Raw genomic sequence first — 15350 nt, forward strand, 5'->3', positions numbered from 1 at the left:
GTGTTGCGCGTCGTTCTCTTACTGGGAGGTCTGCTTGTTGGCGTACTGCTGCCGGCGCAACGAATCGAAACCCGGTTGATCTGCCACTGGGTTCCGGGAAGTGTGCCCCGGGATGCGGGGCGGGCAAAATATCCAGCCCAGCCCGGACGGCAGCTCGCCGAAAACATCACCCTGCTGACGTTCACGGATGCCGCAACCGCGGAAGCCACCCGGGCAATCTTGCGCCGAAATCCGGCCGTGCGTTCCGTTCAGTACGATTGGAAGGTCACCTTCCGGAGCACCCCGAACGACCCGCTGTACGCCAGTCAATCCAACCTGCGCCGGTCGGGGTTCGAAGCGGCCTGGGACCTCACGACTGGCGGTACTACTCCCGACGGAACGCCCATCGTTACGGCGGTGCTCGACGGAGGGTTCGACGTCGACCACGAGGATCTCCGCGCTAGCCTGTGGACAAACGCGGCGGAAATCCCCGGCGACGGCGTAGATAACGACGGTAATGGCCTCGTCGACGACCTCCACGGCTGGGACTACGCAGCCGGCTCGGGGAGCCTCGGCACCGATACGCACGGTACCCAGGTGGCGGGCATCATTGGTGCCCGGGGAGACAACGACACCGGAGTGGCGGGAACAAATTGGCAAAGTCAGCTCATGCTGTTCACCATAGCGACGGTCTCGGACATCATCGCCGCGTACGGATACATCATCGAGCAACGCTCCTTGCACCTGCGCTCCGCCGGCCAGCAGGGAGCCCTCGTCGTGGCGACCAACGCCAGCTTCGGCATTGAAGGGGCGACCTGCGCCGACTTCCCCGTGTGGGGCGATATGTACGACCGGCTCGGGGAAGCGGGCATCCTTACCGCCGCCAGCGTAGTGAATCTGGCCCGCGACGTCGACCTGGCCGGGGACATGCCTACCGACTGCCCGAGCGAATTCCTCCTCGGGGTCACCAACGTCGATACGGACGACCGGCTCTTCCCCTCCGCCGGCTACGGCAGCGAGCATGTCGACCTGGGCGCACCCGGCGAGGGCAGCTACACGACCCGCCCCGGCAACCGCTACGGGAGCTTCGGAAGCACGAGTGCGGCGGCACCCTACGTTACCGGTGCGATCTCGCTCCTATACGCCAGTCCGTGTCCGTTGCTCCACCAACTGGCCCGCGGCGACCCGCCCGCCGCCGCGCTCCTGGTGCGCAAGAGTTTGCTCGCTTCGGTGGACGAATCACCCTCGCTGCAGTTCCGGACCAGCAGCGGCGGTCGCTTAAATGTCGCGGCGGCCCAGCGGGAACTGCTTCGGTACTGTACGGTGGAAAAGTCAGGTAATTTGGAGGCGGTGTCCGTTTATCCCAGTCCAACAAGCGGCTCGGTACGCATCATCACGAACGCGGCGACCCTGGCGGAAGTGCCGGAAGTGGAAGTTTACGATGCCCTCGGACGCAGGGTGCGTCGCGGCCCTACCGTACTTACGTCCATCTTTCCGGTTACGGTGGAGGCCGACCTGGCGGGGCTCCCCGGAGGGTGGTACCTGCTGCGGCTCCGTAGTGATTCCCAGCGGGCGAGCATTCCCGTACTGGTCCGCTAGAGGGTGAGGAAAGATATTTTTCCGAAGGGAAAATAAAATGGCAATATTTGTAGTCACTAGTGTCGTCACGAACATGACCAAACCGCCACTGTTTTAGGGCATACTTCCGGTGAAAGAACCGGTGGTGTAACCACTTCAACCTTATATTATGCAAAAGATTACCCTTCTTCTTCTCGTTCTTGCCGTAGGACTTTCGTCCTGCGTCAGCAAGAAAAAGTACGAGGCCAGCATGGCCGAAGTCGCATCCCGCGACGAGTTGATCGCCCAGCGCGATCAGGAACTGAACCGCTACGCCCAGCAACTGGCCGAGTGCGAACGCCGCGAGATCCAGATCAAGAACCAGTACGATAATGCCCAGGCCCAGGCCCAGATCCGCCAGGAGCAGATCGAGGACCTCCGCAAGCAACGCGACGCCCAGATCGAGCAGGTCGGTGACCTGACCGTACTGAGCCAGGGAGCCAACCAGAACATCGGCAAGACGCTCGAGCAACTGGAAGGCAAGGACCGGTACATCCGTCTGCTGCAGGCCGCCAAGTCGAAGGCTGACTCCATCAACCTCGCCCTGGCCGTCAACCTCAAAAGCGTTCTCCGCGAGGGCATCGAGGACCAGGACGTAGACATCAAGGTCGACAAGACCGTCGTTTACATCAACCTGTCCGACAAGATGCTCTACAAGAGTGGCAGCTACCAGATCACCGATCGCGCCGGTGAGGTGCTCGAGAAGATCGCCCAGATCGCCAAGAGCCGCCCGAATCTCGACCTCATGGTGGAAGGCTACACCGACAACGTGCCCATCAACAGCGCCTGCGTGAAGGACAACTGGGACCTGTCCGTACTGCGTTCCACGGCCGTCGTAAAGGCGCTGCAGAACAAGTACGACATCGACCCCAACCGCCTGATTGCCTCCGGTCGTGGAGAGTACAACCAGCTGGTAGCCAACGACACTCCGGAGAACCGCTCCATCAACCGGCGTACGCGGATTATCCTGCTGCCCCGCCTGAACCAGTTCTACGACCTTCTGGACCCCAATAAGGTGCCAGAATAACGACTTACTTTCTACTACCATTGGCGGAACCCCGGATTGCTACGGCAGTGCGGGGTTTCCCTTTTGTAGCCGGATCCGTAACACACGATCGTCCTGCTCCCCTACGGCCCAGTCATCCGCAATCCGGTGGCCGACGATCGCTACGATACTTCCCGCGGGGGTGCACAACAGACGTAAGTCATCCCGCTCCCAGATGGCTACCTTATCGTCCACTAGAATGTCCTGGATCTTTTTGCTACCCTGCATACCGAAGGGTTGCATACGGTCGCCCGCCCGGCGGGGCCGCAGGAGCAACGGAAGTTCGGGAAGCCGGCAGTACTGGTCTGCTCCGCTGAGTACTCGTGGACGGTCGGTAACGGCCAGTTCGATCCGCCCGCCCGGTAGCTCCGCGGTAAAGGGCAACCGATGCACCTGCACCGGTTCTTCGGCCGCAGATTCAGGAGTTCCAGGCTCAAAGACGATTTCCGCCGGACTTACGCGCGCCCGGTAGCCGCGCCCGGGGATGATCCGGTTTCCCGTCACGGTAAGCATTTGTCGGTAGGCGTCGTCCCCGAAGCCCATGTAGGCGGTATGGTGATGGAGGAGGGTCAGCGTATCGGTGAAGGTCAGTAGCTCGGTCCTTCGGTCGAATACTATGCGCCCTCCCTGCCGGCGAAGACACGTTTCGGCGACGGATGCGAGTCCGCGGAGATAAAAAAACTCGGCCGAGCGCAGGTGGCCGAGGGTCGTGGAGGCCCCCTCCGGCGTCAGTCCCATCTCCTGCAGGCGGGGGACGAGGTGATGGCGAATCCGGTTACGCGCGTAGTCGTCGGACTGGTTACTGGCGTCCTCCCGCCAGGTGAGCCCATGCTGCCGGGCGTACTCTAGTATTTGACTGCGGCTGGAAGAGAGGAGCGGTCGCACCAGGGGGAAATCGGTGCGGCTGGGTATTCCCCGTATTCCCGGTAGGCCGGTGCCGCGGATCAGGTGGAACAACAAAGATTCCAACGCGTCATCGGCGTGGTGAGCCGTAACGAGAAGATCACAGCTATACTCATCCAGAATTTTCTTGAAATATGTATACCTGATTTCCCGCGCCCTCAACTGGACGTTTCCGTCCGATTTTCGGAGGGGGAAGGAGCCTACGGCCAGGGGTACCCCCAGGGTTTCCGCCAACGCTTTAACCGCAGCCTCGTCCCGGTCCGACTCTTCCCCACGCAGGTGGTAGTTGCAGTGAGCGATAACGATGAAATAGCCTTCGGCGTGCAGTAAGTGGGCCAGGGTAGTGCTGTCGAGGCCACCACTGACGGCCACCAGTAAGCGCTCCGTGCCCCGCAGCAGACCCTCCTCCCGGACGAACCGACGAAAAGTGGCAATCAGGTCTTCGCCCTTCACGGGTTGTGGTACTTTTCGTTGCGTAGGATGGTCATGGCCCGGTAAAGCTGTTCGGTGAAGAACAGCCGAATCATCTGGTGGCTGAAGGTCATTTTACTGAGACTCAGCTTGGCATCGGCCCGCTCGTAGAGTAGGGGAGCGAACCCGTACGCGCCCCCGACCAGAAAGACCAGCCGCCGGGCCGGCCGTTGCAGCTCACGCTCCATGTAGGCGGCGAATCCCTCGCTGGTAAGTTGGTCACCGCCCTCGTCGAGCAGGATCAGGCGGTCGTCCGGGGCGAGGCGGGCGAGTACGGCTTCGGCTTCCTTCTCGAGGAGCTGACGGGCCGCGAGTTTTCCGGCCTTGCGAACGTCGGGCACGATTTCGAAAGTGATCGGCAGGTAATACGTCAGGCGTTTCTGGTACACGGCCTCGCCCGTACGCAGGTACGCCTCACTGGTTTTGCCGATGTACATTACCACCACCTTCATGCGGTAAAGCTACTAAAGCCGCCGGGAGGGGAACCAAAAGACACTGCTTCGCGGGTATTACCTTGCACCCGCGCGCCGCCGCCCGACCTACCATGACGTACACCGTTTACCACCTGGCCTGTACGGCCGAAGATTCCGACCTTCTCCTGGCCCTGCTGGCCGATGCCGGCTTCGATTCTTTCGAAGAGACGGACACCGGCCTCGATGCCTACGCGTTGTCGGAGGATGACCAAAGCTCGATTGAAGTATTAGAAGAACTAAAGGCACGTTACTCCTTCACTTATACGTCGGAAGAGCTGCCGGACCGAAACTGGAACGAAGAGTGGGAGAGTGGCTTTTCTCCCATCCGTATTGATGATCGCTTACTGATCCGGGCTAGCTTTCACCCGCCGGAACCAAGTATGCGGCGCGAAATCGTTATCGATCCGAAGATGGCCTTCGGAACGGGCCACCACGCCACCACCCACATGATGTGCGAGCGTCTACTGGAACACTTCGCGGGTCATCACCCGACACCCACTCACGTGCTGGACTATGGATGCGGAACCGGCGTTCTGGCCATCCTGGCAAAGCAACTCGGAGCGGGTAGGGTAGCGGCCGTGGACATCGAACTGCCCGCCTACGAAAGCACCCTCGAAAATGCCGCCACCAACGGCGTGGAACTGGAGGAGGTCGTACACGGCGTGCTGTCGGACGTACCCGTTGGCAAGCCGTACGACCTGGTACTGGCAAACATCAATCGCAACGTACTATTGGAAACGGGCGAGGCGTTGTACCAGCGCCTCAGCGCGGGCGGAACGGTGTACATGAGCGGGGTGCTGGCGGCGGACGAACAACTGTTGATCAGCCACCTCGAACAACTGGGTTTCCGGCACCGGGCCACCTACGCGCGGGAAGATTGGCGGGCCTTTGACTTTACCCGCGACTGAACAACACAATATGCGTCTACTCTTTTTATTCCTCCTGCTCGTAGGAGTCGCCTCGACCACCCGGGCCCAGCTCGCGGAACTGTCGCCGGATACAAGCCTGGTGGCCTTCGAGGGGGAGTTGCAAACTTTCATGACGGCCACCCGCAACAACCGGGCCAGGGATGCCTACGCCAACTTCACCGGAGTACTGCACGGGGGCGGCTTTACCGCGGAACAGCAGCAACGTATCGTCGCTACGACGGTCAAGCTGGCCGCGCTGAAACTACAGAGTGACCGGGGCATCGCCAATTATCTTGACGTTCACGCCTTCCTGCAGGGGAAGGAAAAGGAACGACAGTTGCTGTTCCGGGATTTTCACGATATGCTCGGGGAAGCCCTGGCTCAGCCCGAAGTGTCGGTGGCCGAACTCAACAACGCCATGGCCAACGCGCTGGTCTATCTGGAATCCGGCCGTCTGGACACCAAACCCGGCCCCCACGGCTGGAAGGTGGCCGGTGGAAAGCCTCACTTCACGTACTCCGGAGCACCGGTTCTGCGCATCGATACCGTTCACCAATTGCTCGGCAGTACGACGGGGGACAGCATCGCCATTCAGGAAACCCAGCTCCACGTCGATCTCGGTAAGGGCGCCGTCACGGGGAAGGGGGGACGTACCGACTGGCGCCGGGTCGGACTGCCGAGCGAGGTCTTCGTACGCCTGGTGGATTACCGCTTTGACGCGGACCGGGAGTTGCTGACTTCGGACTCCGCCCAGTTCCAGTACCCGGCCTACTTCGGTGACCGCATCCTGTACGGACGTTTCAAGGACCGTCTGCAGTCGGGAGGTGCGCGCCCCGCCGGCGACGTACCCTCGTTCGAGAGCACGAACGGCTACGTCGACATCAACGATATCGGAGAGGGAATGAGCCTCCGCGGCAACTTCGAACTACGGGCCAGCCGGGTGTACGCCCTCAGCGACGCGGGCCGCCGCGCGGTCGTGACCCTCAACATCGACGACGGTCAGGACGGCCGGAAAGTGCGTGGCCTCAGCAAACAGTTCATTCTCGAACCCGCCAAGCGGATCACGGCGCAGAAAGTCGACCTGACGGTCTTCTTCGGTCAGGACAGCCTCTACCACCCGAGCATCAGCATCGACGTGGACGTGCCCGCGCGGTCCGTATCGCTCAACCGTACGCAGTCGAGTTCCGATCGACTGCCCTTTTACCACAGCGGGAACCGCTTCAATATCGACGCCAACAACATCAGTGTGTACCTGGACCGCGACAGCGCCGTCGTGGGTCGTCGCACGGTGAGTTTTCAGGAGAAGGGGGATGTCATTTTTGAGAGCGAAAACTTCTTCAGCAGCCGCGATTACCAGCAGATCCAAGCGCTGTCCGGCTTCAACCCCCTGGAAGTCATCTACCGCTACCAGTCGTCCCTGTACGACGGCGGGGATACGATCAATATCCAGAGCCTGGCCACCCAGTTTCGGCCCGATCTGACGGGAAAGGACATCGAATCGGTGATTTTCGATCTCCAGGATCGCGGATTCCTGAGCTACGACGGCGAGTCGGGCAAGATTGCCGTCAAGCCCAAACTGGCGCACTTCGTGCTTTCCGAACGGGAGGCCAAGGACTACGATCGCCTGCGGTTGATCAGTCAAACCACCGTAGAGAACGCCTTCATCGACCTAAAGGGGGGGACGATCCGCGTGGACGGCGTGCAACCGCTGCAACTCAACGCGCGTAAGCAGATTGCCATCAAGCCCTACGCCGAACAGGTAAGCATCGTCGGTGACCGCAACCTGGATTTCGGCGGACAGGTCTACGCGGGCGCGGCCATTCTTTCGGGAAGTGACTTTCACTTCCGCTACGATCCCTACTACATTCAGTTCGACTCCGTTGACTACATCGACCTTTTCCTTCCCGAAGGAGGAGAAGTGAAGGAAGGTGCCCGGAAACTGTCCACCGCCAGCCGGATCGAAGACGTGAGCGGCTACCTGCTCATCGATGCCCCCAAGAACAAGAGCGGCGCGGAGGACATCGCCTACTTCCCCTCCCTCCAGACTCGCGGACCCAGCTACATCTACTACGACCGGGCGGATACGAACTCCCTGTACTCCCGCGACAGCTTCTACTTCGAACTGGCCCCGTTCAGCCTCAACAATCTTGACAGCCTGACGGAGATGAATCTCGGGCTCCGGGGCGAACTGGTGAGCGGCGGCATTTTTCCCCGCATGGAACAAACCCTGAGCGTGCAGGACGACGGCAGCCTGGGCTTCATCGGAACCACCGACAGTCTGGGGGCTTCGGCCTACGGCGATCGCGGCACCTACAGCGGCCAGGTGACCCTGAACAACAGCGGACTCGCGGGAAAGGGGACCCTAAACTATCTGGAAGCCGAAATCACCAGCGACGACATCCGCTTCGGCGTCGACAGTACAACCACCACCTCGGAGTCCTTCATACTCAACCGGACGGTGACCGACGAACGCAGCGTACCCCAGGTGGAAGGATCGCGGGTCAACGTGACCTTCCGGCCCTACGGCGATTCCCTGGTGGTAGTGCCGGCCGAAGGGGCCGACTTCACCCTCTACGGTGACGCCGACCGCAGCTTCGACGGTACCCTGGTCCTGACGCCGACCGCCCTGCAAGGAAGCGGTACGCTGGACTGGTCCCAGGCCCGCATTGAGAGCGACTATTTTAGTTTCGGAGCCGATCAGGCCATGGCGGATACGGCTACCGTTGCCATCAAGAGTCAGCAGAACGCCGGCGAGATCGCCCTGCAGACCAGGAACGTCGCCGCGGAAGTTGACTACGCGGCCAACCGGGCCACCTTCCGAAATAACGGCAGCGAACTGGCGACCGAATTACCCTACATCGAGTACCTGACCAGCAGCGATCGCTTCGACTGGGACATGGAAAACGGTAACATCACCTTCGAAACCCGGGCCGGTAAGGACCGCTTTACGAGCATCAATCCCGACCAGGACAGCCTCACCTTTACGGGCAACTCCGCTGTCTACGACAACCTGGCCAGCGAGCTCACGGTAGGGGGTGTCCCCTTCGTGATCAGCGCCGACGCCAAAATCTATCCCGCCGACAGTACACTCGTGGTACAACCCGGCGCCCGCATCGCCCAGCTGACCGGTGCCCGTATCGTGGCCGACACCCTGAATCAGTACCACGTGATCAATCGGGCCACGGTCGACATTGCCGGGCGCAAGGAGTACACCGCCTCCGGCTACTACGAGTATAAAGTAGGTCCCCATACGCAAGAATTTGAACTGCAGAACATTGTCGGCACCCGCGTCGGTAAGGGCTTGCAGTCCGAAAAGGCCACCGCGACCCGCGCGGAGGGGCAGATTGCCGAAGATGAGACCTTCTACATCGACGACAAGACCCTGTTCCACGGGACGATCAGCCTGGATGCCGGAAGTGCCGCCCTGGCCTTCGACGGCTACGCCCGGATCGAGGACGAAAAACTGGCCGCCGCCGAGTGGTTCGTCGTAGCAAGCGAGGCGGACAAGACTAATCTTATTCTGAACACGGACGGGGTTCAGGGGCGCGACGGAAAACCGCTCAACACCGGTTTCTACCTCAGCAAACCCGAACGCCACGTGTATCCCAGCCTCATTCAGACTCTGCACCGCCGGGTGGATCATCCCATTCTGGCCGCCGAGGGGGTATTTACCTACGATGAAGACGGCAAGCGTTTTCTCTTCGGAGACAGTGTACGGGTTGCGCGTCCGGAAGCTTCCGCCCCGGGCAATTTGATGATCTACGATACGGAATCCGGCCTGATCTCCGGCGACGGAGAGCTGGGGATCGGCGGCCGGCTCAAGTACATCGGCATGCGCAGCTACGGGAACATCGCCATGCAACTGCCTGAACAGGTGGCCCCGCCAGAGGAGGAGGATATGGTAAGCCTGACCGAGGAACCCGCCGCCGCCGACTCCACCGGCGTAGCCGAGGCGCCCGAGACCCTGACCGACAACATGTTCCTGCTGGAGGAAGAGACCGAAGACGCGCCGGCTACGGACGTCACCGAACTGAGTCTCACGGTCGATGCGCCCGAAGCCGAGATCTACCCGGAAACCAACGTCGAACTGATGGCCGTGATCGACCTGATCCTGCCCGAACGACTCGTGCAGATCATGGCCACCGACATCATCTCCGGGGGGTACAGCGCCGCTCCGCTGGGCATTAACGCCCGGGTACCCTTCGCCACGGCGGGCATTAATGCCCTCTTTCCCGCCGGACCGGATCGCGAGCGCGCCCTGGCCGGACTGGCCGCCGATGCCGTCGACCTCCCTCCGACCATTAACCGCCACACCTTCCTGTTCTCGGATATGAAGATGCGCTGGAACACCGATTACCAGTCGTTCGTTTCCACCGAAACCCTCAACGGGCTAGCATCGATCGGGGGGCAGGGCGTCAGCAGGCGCATCGAATCCTACCTGGAGGTGAAGATGACGACCGGCGGCGACGACCGGCTGTACTTGTTCATCAAGTCGCCCAGTGAGACTTACTATTTCTTCGGGTTCAAGGACGGTATCCTCAACCTCGTAAGCAACAACAACAGCTTCATGAACGCCTTCCGCGAACTCAAGCCGAAGGACGTGGTCCTGGAGATGGAAGACGGACAGACCTACGAGATCCTCGAAGTGACCCCCGGAACGGCCCAGACCTTTCTGCGGCGGGCTCAGGCAGCCTTCGAGACGGTGGACTAGCGCATCCGCGCGCGCTTCACGAGGTACTGCTGCAGAATGGGGCGGAAACCGGCGTTGATGTCCGCCTCTACGTAGTCGATCTTATACTGCAGGCACTTCAACCGCAGCCGCTCCTGGTAAGCCGCTACCTGCTGGACGTAGTACTCCTTTACCTGATTGGGCTGGACCTTTACCCGTTCGCCGCTCTCCATGTCGACGAACTCGTAGGGCCGATCTTCGAATTCGAAGTCGATCTCGCGTTGCTTGTCGACGGTATGGAAGAGCACGACCTCGTGTTTGGCGTGCTTCAGGTGCTGCAGCGCGGCGAAGAGGTCCTCCTCCCGCTCCGTGTCGTCAAACATATCGCTGAAGATCACCACCAGCGACCGCCGGTGAATGCTGTCGGCGATCTGGTGGAGGGCTCCGGCCGCGGCGGTCTTCACGTCGTGGGTCGGCCGGTCGAGTTGCTGTTGGAGGTAGGTCAGCAGCAGTCGGTAATGGGTGGTGCTCGATTTGGGGCGGGTGTGCACGTCGACACCCTCGTTGAAGAAGGTGAGTCCGAAAGCGTCGCGCTGCCGCATGAGCAGGTTCATGAGGCTGGCGGCGGCCAGCGCGCTGAAGCGGATCTTATTGACGTGGTCCTCCGATTGGCGAGTCACCTCCGGAAAGTACATGCTGGAGCTGGTATCGACCACGATCTGGCAGCGGAGGTTGGTTTCCTCCTCGTACCGCTTGGTGTACATCTTGTCGGTGCGGGCGAAGACCTTCCAGTCGATGTTGCGGGTCGGTTCCCCCTGGTTGTAGATGCGGTGTTCGGCGAACTCGACGCTAAATCCGTGGAAGGGGCTTTTGTGGAGCCCGATGATGAAGCCCTCCACCACCTGGCGCGCGAGCAATTCGAGGTTGCCCAGATTGCGTACTTGGTCGTTGGTAATGAGCTGCATGGCTTAACTTAAGTCCCCGTGGGGCGTTGGTCGAATAGAACGGAAGGTAAACGTTTCCGCGACTAACTTCGGATCATGTTAGGAAAAGTAAAACAGTGGCTCGGGATCGAAGGCGTCAAACTGGAGTTGCTCCTGCCGCCCGAATTTCACCCCCGGCAGGGCAGTCTGGCCGGTACGATCCGGCTCACGAGCAAGCACGCCCAGCGCGTATCCGCCATCAAAGTGGTTATGGTGGAAAAGTACGCCCGCGGTAAGGACGACGACCAGCTGGTCGACGAGTACGAACTGGGCCGACAGGTGATCACCGACCTTATCGACGTGCCCGCGGAGGGAATCCCCGTGGAGGTCAACTTTCGAATATCCTTCACACCGGTCAATTCCCCCGTCGACAACTTCGGTAGTAAAAACGTCTTTTACGGCGGCCTGGCCTGGGCGGCGAAGAAATTGCGCGGCGTGCAGTCGGAATACCGCATCGAGGCGGAGGCCCAGGTACAGGGCGTAGGTCTGAACCCCTTCGACAAACAAATTCTCAGGGAAGCCTAAGCGGGGCAGTAGGGCGGCGGCGGCGCGCGGGTGCGGTGCACCACGGTAGAAGAGCGATCAACTCAGGTAGTGGCGAAAGAATTCCACGGTGCGTGACCACGCCAGCTGTGCGGCTTTCTCGTCGTAACGGGGCGTGGTATCGTTGTGGAAGCCGTGCTGCACGCCGGCGTATACGTGAGCGGAATGCTGTTTATCGTTTTCGATCAGTGCCTTGGCGTAGGCGGGCCAGCCGGCGTTCACCCGCTCGTCGAGTCCGGCGTAGTGCAGCTGTAGGGGCGCGGTGATGCCGGGCACTTCCGCCGCGTCGGCCTGGCCGCCGTAGAAGGGGACGGCCGCGGCTAGTTCGGGCAAGCGGACCGCCATGGCGTTTGCAATAGCCCCCCCGAAGCAGAATCCGACTACCCCTACCTTACCGTTAACCCCGGAATGCCGGCGCAGGTAGCCGTAGCCGGCGATAAAATCCTCGAGCATTTCGTCGCGGTCGCGTTGTCGTTGCAGCGCACGCCCATCGTCGTCGTTGCCGGGGTAGCCACCTAGCGGAGTGAGTGCGTCCGGGGCCAGGGCCGTGAAGCCGGCGAGGGCGGCGCGGCGGGCCACGTCCTCGATGTGGGGATTGAGGCCCCGGTTCTCGTGGACCACCAGCACGCCACCCGTCGGGCCCTCCGCTTCCGCCGGTCGGACGAGCAGGGCACGAATTTCCCCGCCGCCGTCGGGCGAGGAGTAAGTGATGTACTCGGAGGAAATGCGCGGATCATCGACGGGCACCTGGACCGCGGTCGCGTATTTCGGCTGCAGAAAATCGAGGATGCCGGCGACAGTCAGGCCACCGACGGCGTAGGCTCCGATGCGTTCGATGAATTCCCGCCGCTCGATCTGGCTGTGCACGTAGCGGTCGAAGAGGCGGTACACTTCCGGGTTCAGGTGGTCCTTGTTGATCTTGGGCATGGATGCGGGTGATTTTAGGGCATTTGGTCTGCCGCCGTTTGTGACCGATCTTTTTGGCGGTACTCTAGTTCCCCTAATATATGCACAAACTTTTCTACTACCTCCTTCCCGCTGCCCTGATTGCGTGCCTATCCGGCTGTGCCCGACCCGAAGCGGGCGATCCAGCCACCGGAGCGGCGACGTCCGTAGCGAGCAATTACCAGGATGCCTACCGGCCGCAGTTTCACTTCACGCCCCGGGCCAACTGGATGAACGACCCGAACGGTATGGTGTACCTGGACGGGGAGTACCACCTGTTTTATCAGTACTATCCCGACAGCACCGTCTGGGGCCCCATGCACTGGGGGCACGCCGTAAGCGAGGATTTGGTACGCTGGGAGGAGCTCCCGATCGCCCTGTACCCGGATTCGCTGGGCTATATTTTTTCCGGCAGCGCCGTCATCGATCACGACAACACCAGCGGATTCGGGACGGGCGGACAGGCCCCGATGGTAGCCATCTTTACCTACCACGACCCCGAAAAGGCCCGGGCCGGCGCCACCGACGTCGAATCCCAGGCCATCGCCTACAGTCTCGACCGGGGTCGCAGCTGGACGAAGTACGCCGGTAACCCGGTCATCCCCAATCCGGGAGACCAGCGCGACTTCCGGGACCCGAAGGTCATCTGGCATGCGGATTCCGAAAGTTGGGTCATGGTGCTGGCCGCCCGGGATCGCCTGCAGTTCTACGGCTCTCCGGATTTGAAAAACTGGACCTACCTCAGCGAGTTCGGCCGGCAGTACGGGACCCACGCCGGGGTGTGGGAGTGTCCCGATCTCTTTCCCATGACGGTCGAGGAGACGGGAGAAACGAAGTGGGTAGCCATCCAGAACATCAACCCCGGCGGGCCCAACGGCGGGTCGGGAACGGCTTACTACGTGGGCGACTTCGACGGAAAGACCTTCACCATCGACCCCCGATTTGCCCGTGACGTGACCGGGGAACGGGCCGTGTGGCTCGACCACGGCCGCGACAACTACGCCGGGGTCACCTGGTCGAACGTCCCCGCGGAGGACGGACGCAGGCTCTTCATCGGCTGGATGAGCAACTGGGATTACGCCAACCTCGTGCCCACCGAGAAGTGGCGGAGCGCCACGACCCTTCTCCGTAGGCTGACCCTGCACCGGACGGAGGCGGGGTACCGCGTGTATTCCCAGCCCGTACGGGAACTGCACGATCTGCGGCGGGAAAGCTTTCCGGTGGCAGCCCGCGATACGCTGCTCTCCGGTAACTTTACGGGACCCGCGTCCGCGCCCGCATCCCCCCCGCTGGCCGAACTGGAACTGTCGTTCCTATTGACGGAAGGAAGGCAAGCCGACTTTGGCGTTGAGCTATTCAACGACCATGGCGACCGCTACCGGATCGGGTACGACGGGACGAAGAACGCTTACTACAGCGACCGCACCCGGGCCGGAGCCACCAACTTCTCCGACAAGTTCGACGCGACGATCGCCCAGGCTCCCCGCCTGGCTACGGGCGACACGGTCCGCCTCTACCTTTACCTGGACGTTGCCTCCGCCGAACTGTTCGCCGATGGGGGCGCGACCGTTATGACGGAAATATTCTTTCCCGAGCGGGCACTGACGGAATTGCGCGTATACGGTACGGAGAACGGGGTGGCATTTCTCGGCGGAACGGCTCACCGACTGGGATCCATCTGGGGGGGAAGCGATCAATAAGGGCGCCCGCGCCAAACGTTCCTTCGCGTTCGTGGTTTTACCCATGAGATCGCAAACTATGACCCTGAGAGACGCCGTACGATCGGCCAGTAACACCGTTTCCTCCGTAGCACGAGAGGAAGCCAGCATCAGCAGCGACCCGGCGGAGGACCGACAACGGCGGGCGGCGGCCTTTGCGCGCGTCATCGCCTCCGAGGTCGGGGATACCTGGATGCGCCGTTCGCGGGGACTGGAGCGCGACTTCGCCCGCGGCGATATTTACCTGAAGTTCGAGGGGGATAATCCTACCGGCACCCAGAAGGACCGTATCGCCTTCGCCCACGTTCTTGACGCCGTGCAACGTGGTCTTCAAACCATCGCCTACGCGACCTGCGGTAACTACGGGGTGGCGGTGGCCCTGGCGGCCAAACTCGCCGGGCTGCGTTGTGAGATTTTCGTACCCGCCGGGTACCACACCAAGCGTCTGGGGGAGATGGAGGAACTGGGCGGACGGTTGCACCGCCCCCCGGGCACCTACGAAGACGTCGTAGCCCGCAGCAGCGAGGAAGCGCGCCGCCGGGGATGGTATGACGCGAATCCCGGTAAGCAAAATACCGCCCTGCAACTGGGGGCATACGCCGAGATCGCACACGAAATCTACCGCGATCTCGGTTCTGCTCCCGCGACCGTAGCCGTGCCGGTATCGAACGGGACGCTGCTGGCGGGGATCCACCACGGGTTCGAGGACCTTCGGAAACGGGGACTGATTACCGCGGTGCCCCGGCTGGTGGCCGCTTCCTCCACCCACAAGAACCCCATCGTGACTTCCTTCTTGGCGGGTAGCCCCACGTGCAACGATTTACTTCCTGAACAGATCCGGGAAACCACGATCAATGAACCGCTGATCAACTGGCACAGCTTTGACGGTCAGGAAGCTCTCGATGCACTATACCGCAGCGGTGGCGATGCCCGCCACGTATCGGACGAGAAAATGCGCAAGATGTCGGCCTACCTGAGCAGTAAAGAAGCCCTACAGGTATTACCGGCATCGACGGCCGGGCTCATCGCCCTGCTGGAGCTGCCGGGTCAACCCCATGAAATAAGTGTTGCCGTTCTGACGGCCAAAAGATGATAT

At 61.5% G+C, this 15350-nt stretch carries 11 protein-coding genes; 7 read left to right on the top strand and 4 right to left on the bottom strand.

What is annotated here, in order from left to right; translation table 11 throughout:
- Positions 1–1578 carry a S8 family serine peptidase gene (locus NMA52_RS04500; protein WP_254826450.1) on the top strand — a complete coding sequence of 526 codons (1578 nt, stop codon included), beginning with the start codon at positions 1–3 and terminating at the stop codon, positions 1576–1578.
- Between the two features lie 148 nt (positions 1579–1726).
- A complete protein-coding gene (locus NMA52_RS04505) occupies positions 1727–2623 on the top strand; it encodes an OmpA family protein (protein ID WP_254826451.1) in 897 nt (298 codons plus the stop codon).
- A gap of 39 nt (positions 2624–2662) precedes the next feature.
- Here the strand turns inward: NMA52_RS04505 and tilS are convergent, their stop codons facing one another.
- Positions 2663–3997 (bottom strand): tRNA lysidine(34) synthetase TilS, encoded by a 1335-nt coding sequence (gene tilS / locus NMA52_RS04510; protein ID WP_254826452.1) that lies wholly within the window; start codon positions 3995–3997, stop codon positions 2663–2665.
- The gene (locus tag NMA52_RS04515) at positions 3994–4467 is read right to left on the bottom strand and encodes a 23S rRNA (pseudouridine(1915)-N(3))-methyltransferase RlmH (protein ID WP_254826453.1); all 474 of its coding nucleotides are present in this window, start codon (positions 4465–4467) and stop codon (positions 3994–3996) included. Before NMA52_RS04515 ends, tilS begins: the two co-directional genes overlap by 4 nt.
- A gap of 92 nt (positions 4468–4559) precedes the next feature.
- On the opposite strand from NMA52_RS04515, the gene prmA reads away from it, so the two are divergent.
- Together prmA and NMA52_RS04525 are read left to right on the top strand one after the other, a co-directional pair.
- Positions 4560–5396: a 50S ribosomal protein L11 methyltransferase gene (gene prmA / locus NMA52_RS04520; RefSeq protein WP_254826454.1), complete on the top strand. Its 837-nt coding sequence runs from the start codon at positions 4560–4562 to the stop codon at positions 5394–5396.
- A 10-nt stretch (positions 5397–5406) separates the two neighbouring features.
- Positions 5407–10107 carry a hypothetical protein gene (locus NMA52_RS04525; RefSeq protein ID WP_254826455.1) on the top strand — a complete coding sequence of 1567 codons (4701 nt, stop codon included), beginning with the start codon at positions 5407–5409 and terminating at the stop codon, positions 10105–10107.
- On the opposite strand, the gene NMA52_RS04530 is transcribed toward NMA52_RS04525, so the two are convergent.
- Positions 10104–11030, bottom strand: coding sequence for a DUF58 domain-containing protein (locus NMA52_RS04530; RefSeq protein WP_254826456.1), 927 nt, complete (start codon positions 11028–11030; stop codon positions 10104–10106). The genes NMA52_RS04525 and NMA52_RS04530 overlap by 4 nt on opposite strands.
- 75 nt (positions 11031–11105) lie before the next feature.
- Between NMA52_RS04530 and NMA52_RS04535 the strand changes: the two genes are divergently transcribed.
- Positions 11106–11573 carry a sporulation protein gene (locus tag NMA52_RS04535; RefSeq protein ID WP_254826457.1) on the top strand — a complete coding sequence of 156 codons (468 nt, stop codon included), beginning with the start codon at positions 11106–11108 and terminating at the stop codon, positions 11571–11573.
- A gap of 57 nt (positions 11574–11630) precedes the next feature.
- Here the strand turns inward: NMA52_RS04535 and NMA52_RS04540 are convergent, their stop codons facing one another.
- Positions 11631–12518 carry a dienelactone hydrolase family protein gene (locus tag NMA52_RS04540; RefSeq protein WP_254826458.1) on the bottom strand — a complete coding sequence of 296 codons (888 nt, stop codon included), beginning with the start codon at positions 12516–12518 and terminating at the stop codon, positions 11631–11633.
- A gap of 80 nt (positions 12519–12598) precedes the next feature.
- On the opposite strand from NMA52_RS04540, the gene NMA52_RS04545 reads away from it, so the two are divergent.
- Positions 12599–14236 carry a glycoside hydrolase family 32 protein gene (locus NMA52_RS04545; RefSeq protein ID WP_254826459.1) on the top strand — a complete coding sequence of 546 codons (1638 nt, stop codon included), beginning with the start codon at positions 12599–12601 and terminating at the stop codon, positions 14234–14236.
- Positions 14237–14294: 58 nt separating this feature from the next.
- A complete protein-coding gene (locus NMA52_RS04550; RefSeq protein WP_254826460.1) occupies positions 14295–15347 on the top strand; it encodes a pyridoxal-phosphate dependent enzyme in 1053 nt (350 codons plus the stop codon).
- The last annotated feature ends 3 nt before the right edge of the window (positions 15348–15350 follow it).

Source organism: Lewinella sp. JB7 (assembly GCF_024297185.1).
In the GTDB taxonomy this organism is placed as follows: Bacteria; Bacteroidota; Bacteroidia; order Chitinophagales; family Saprospiraceae; genus Neolewinella.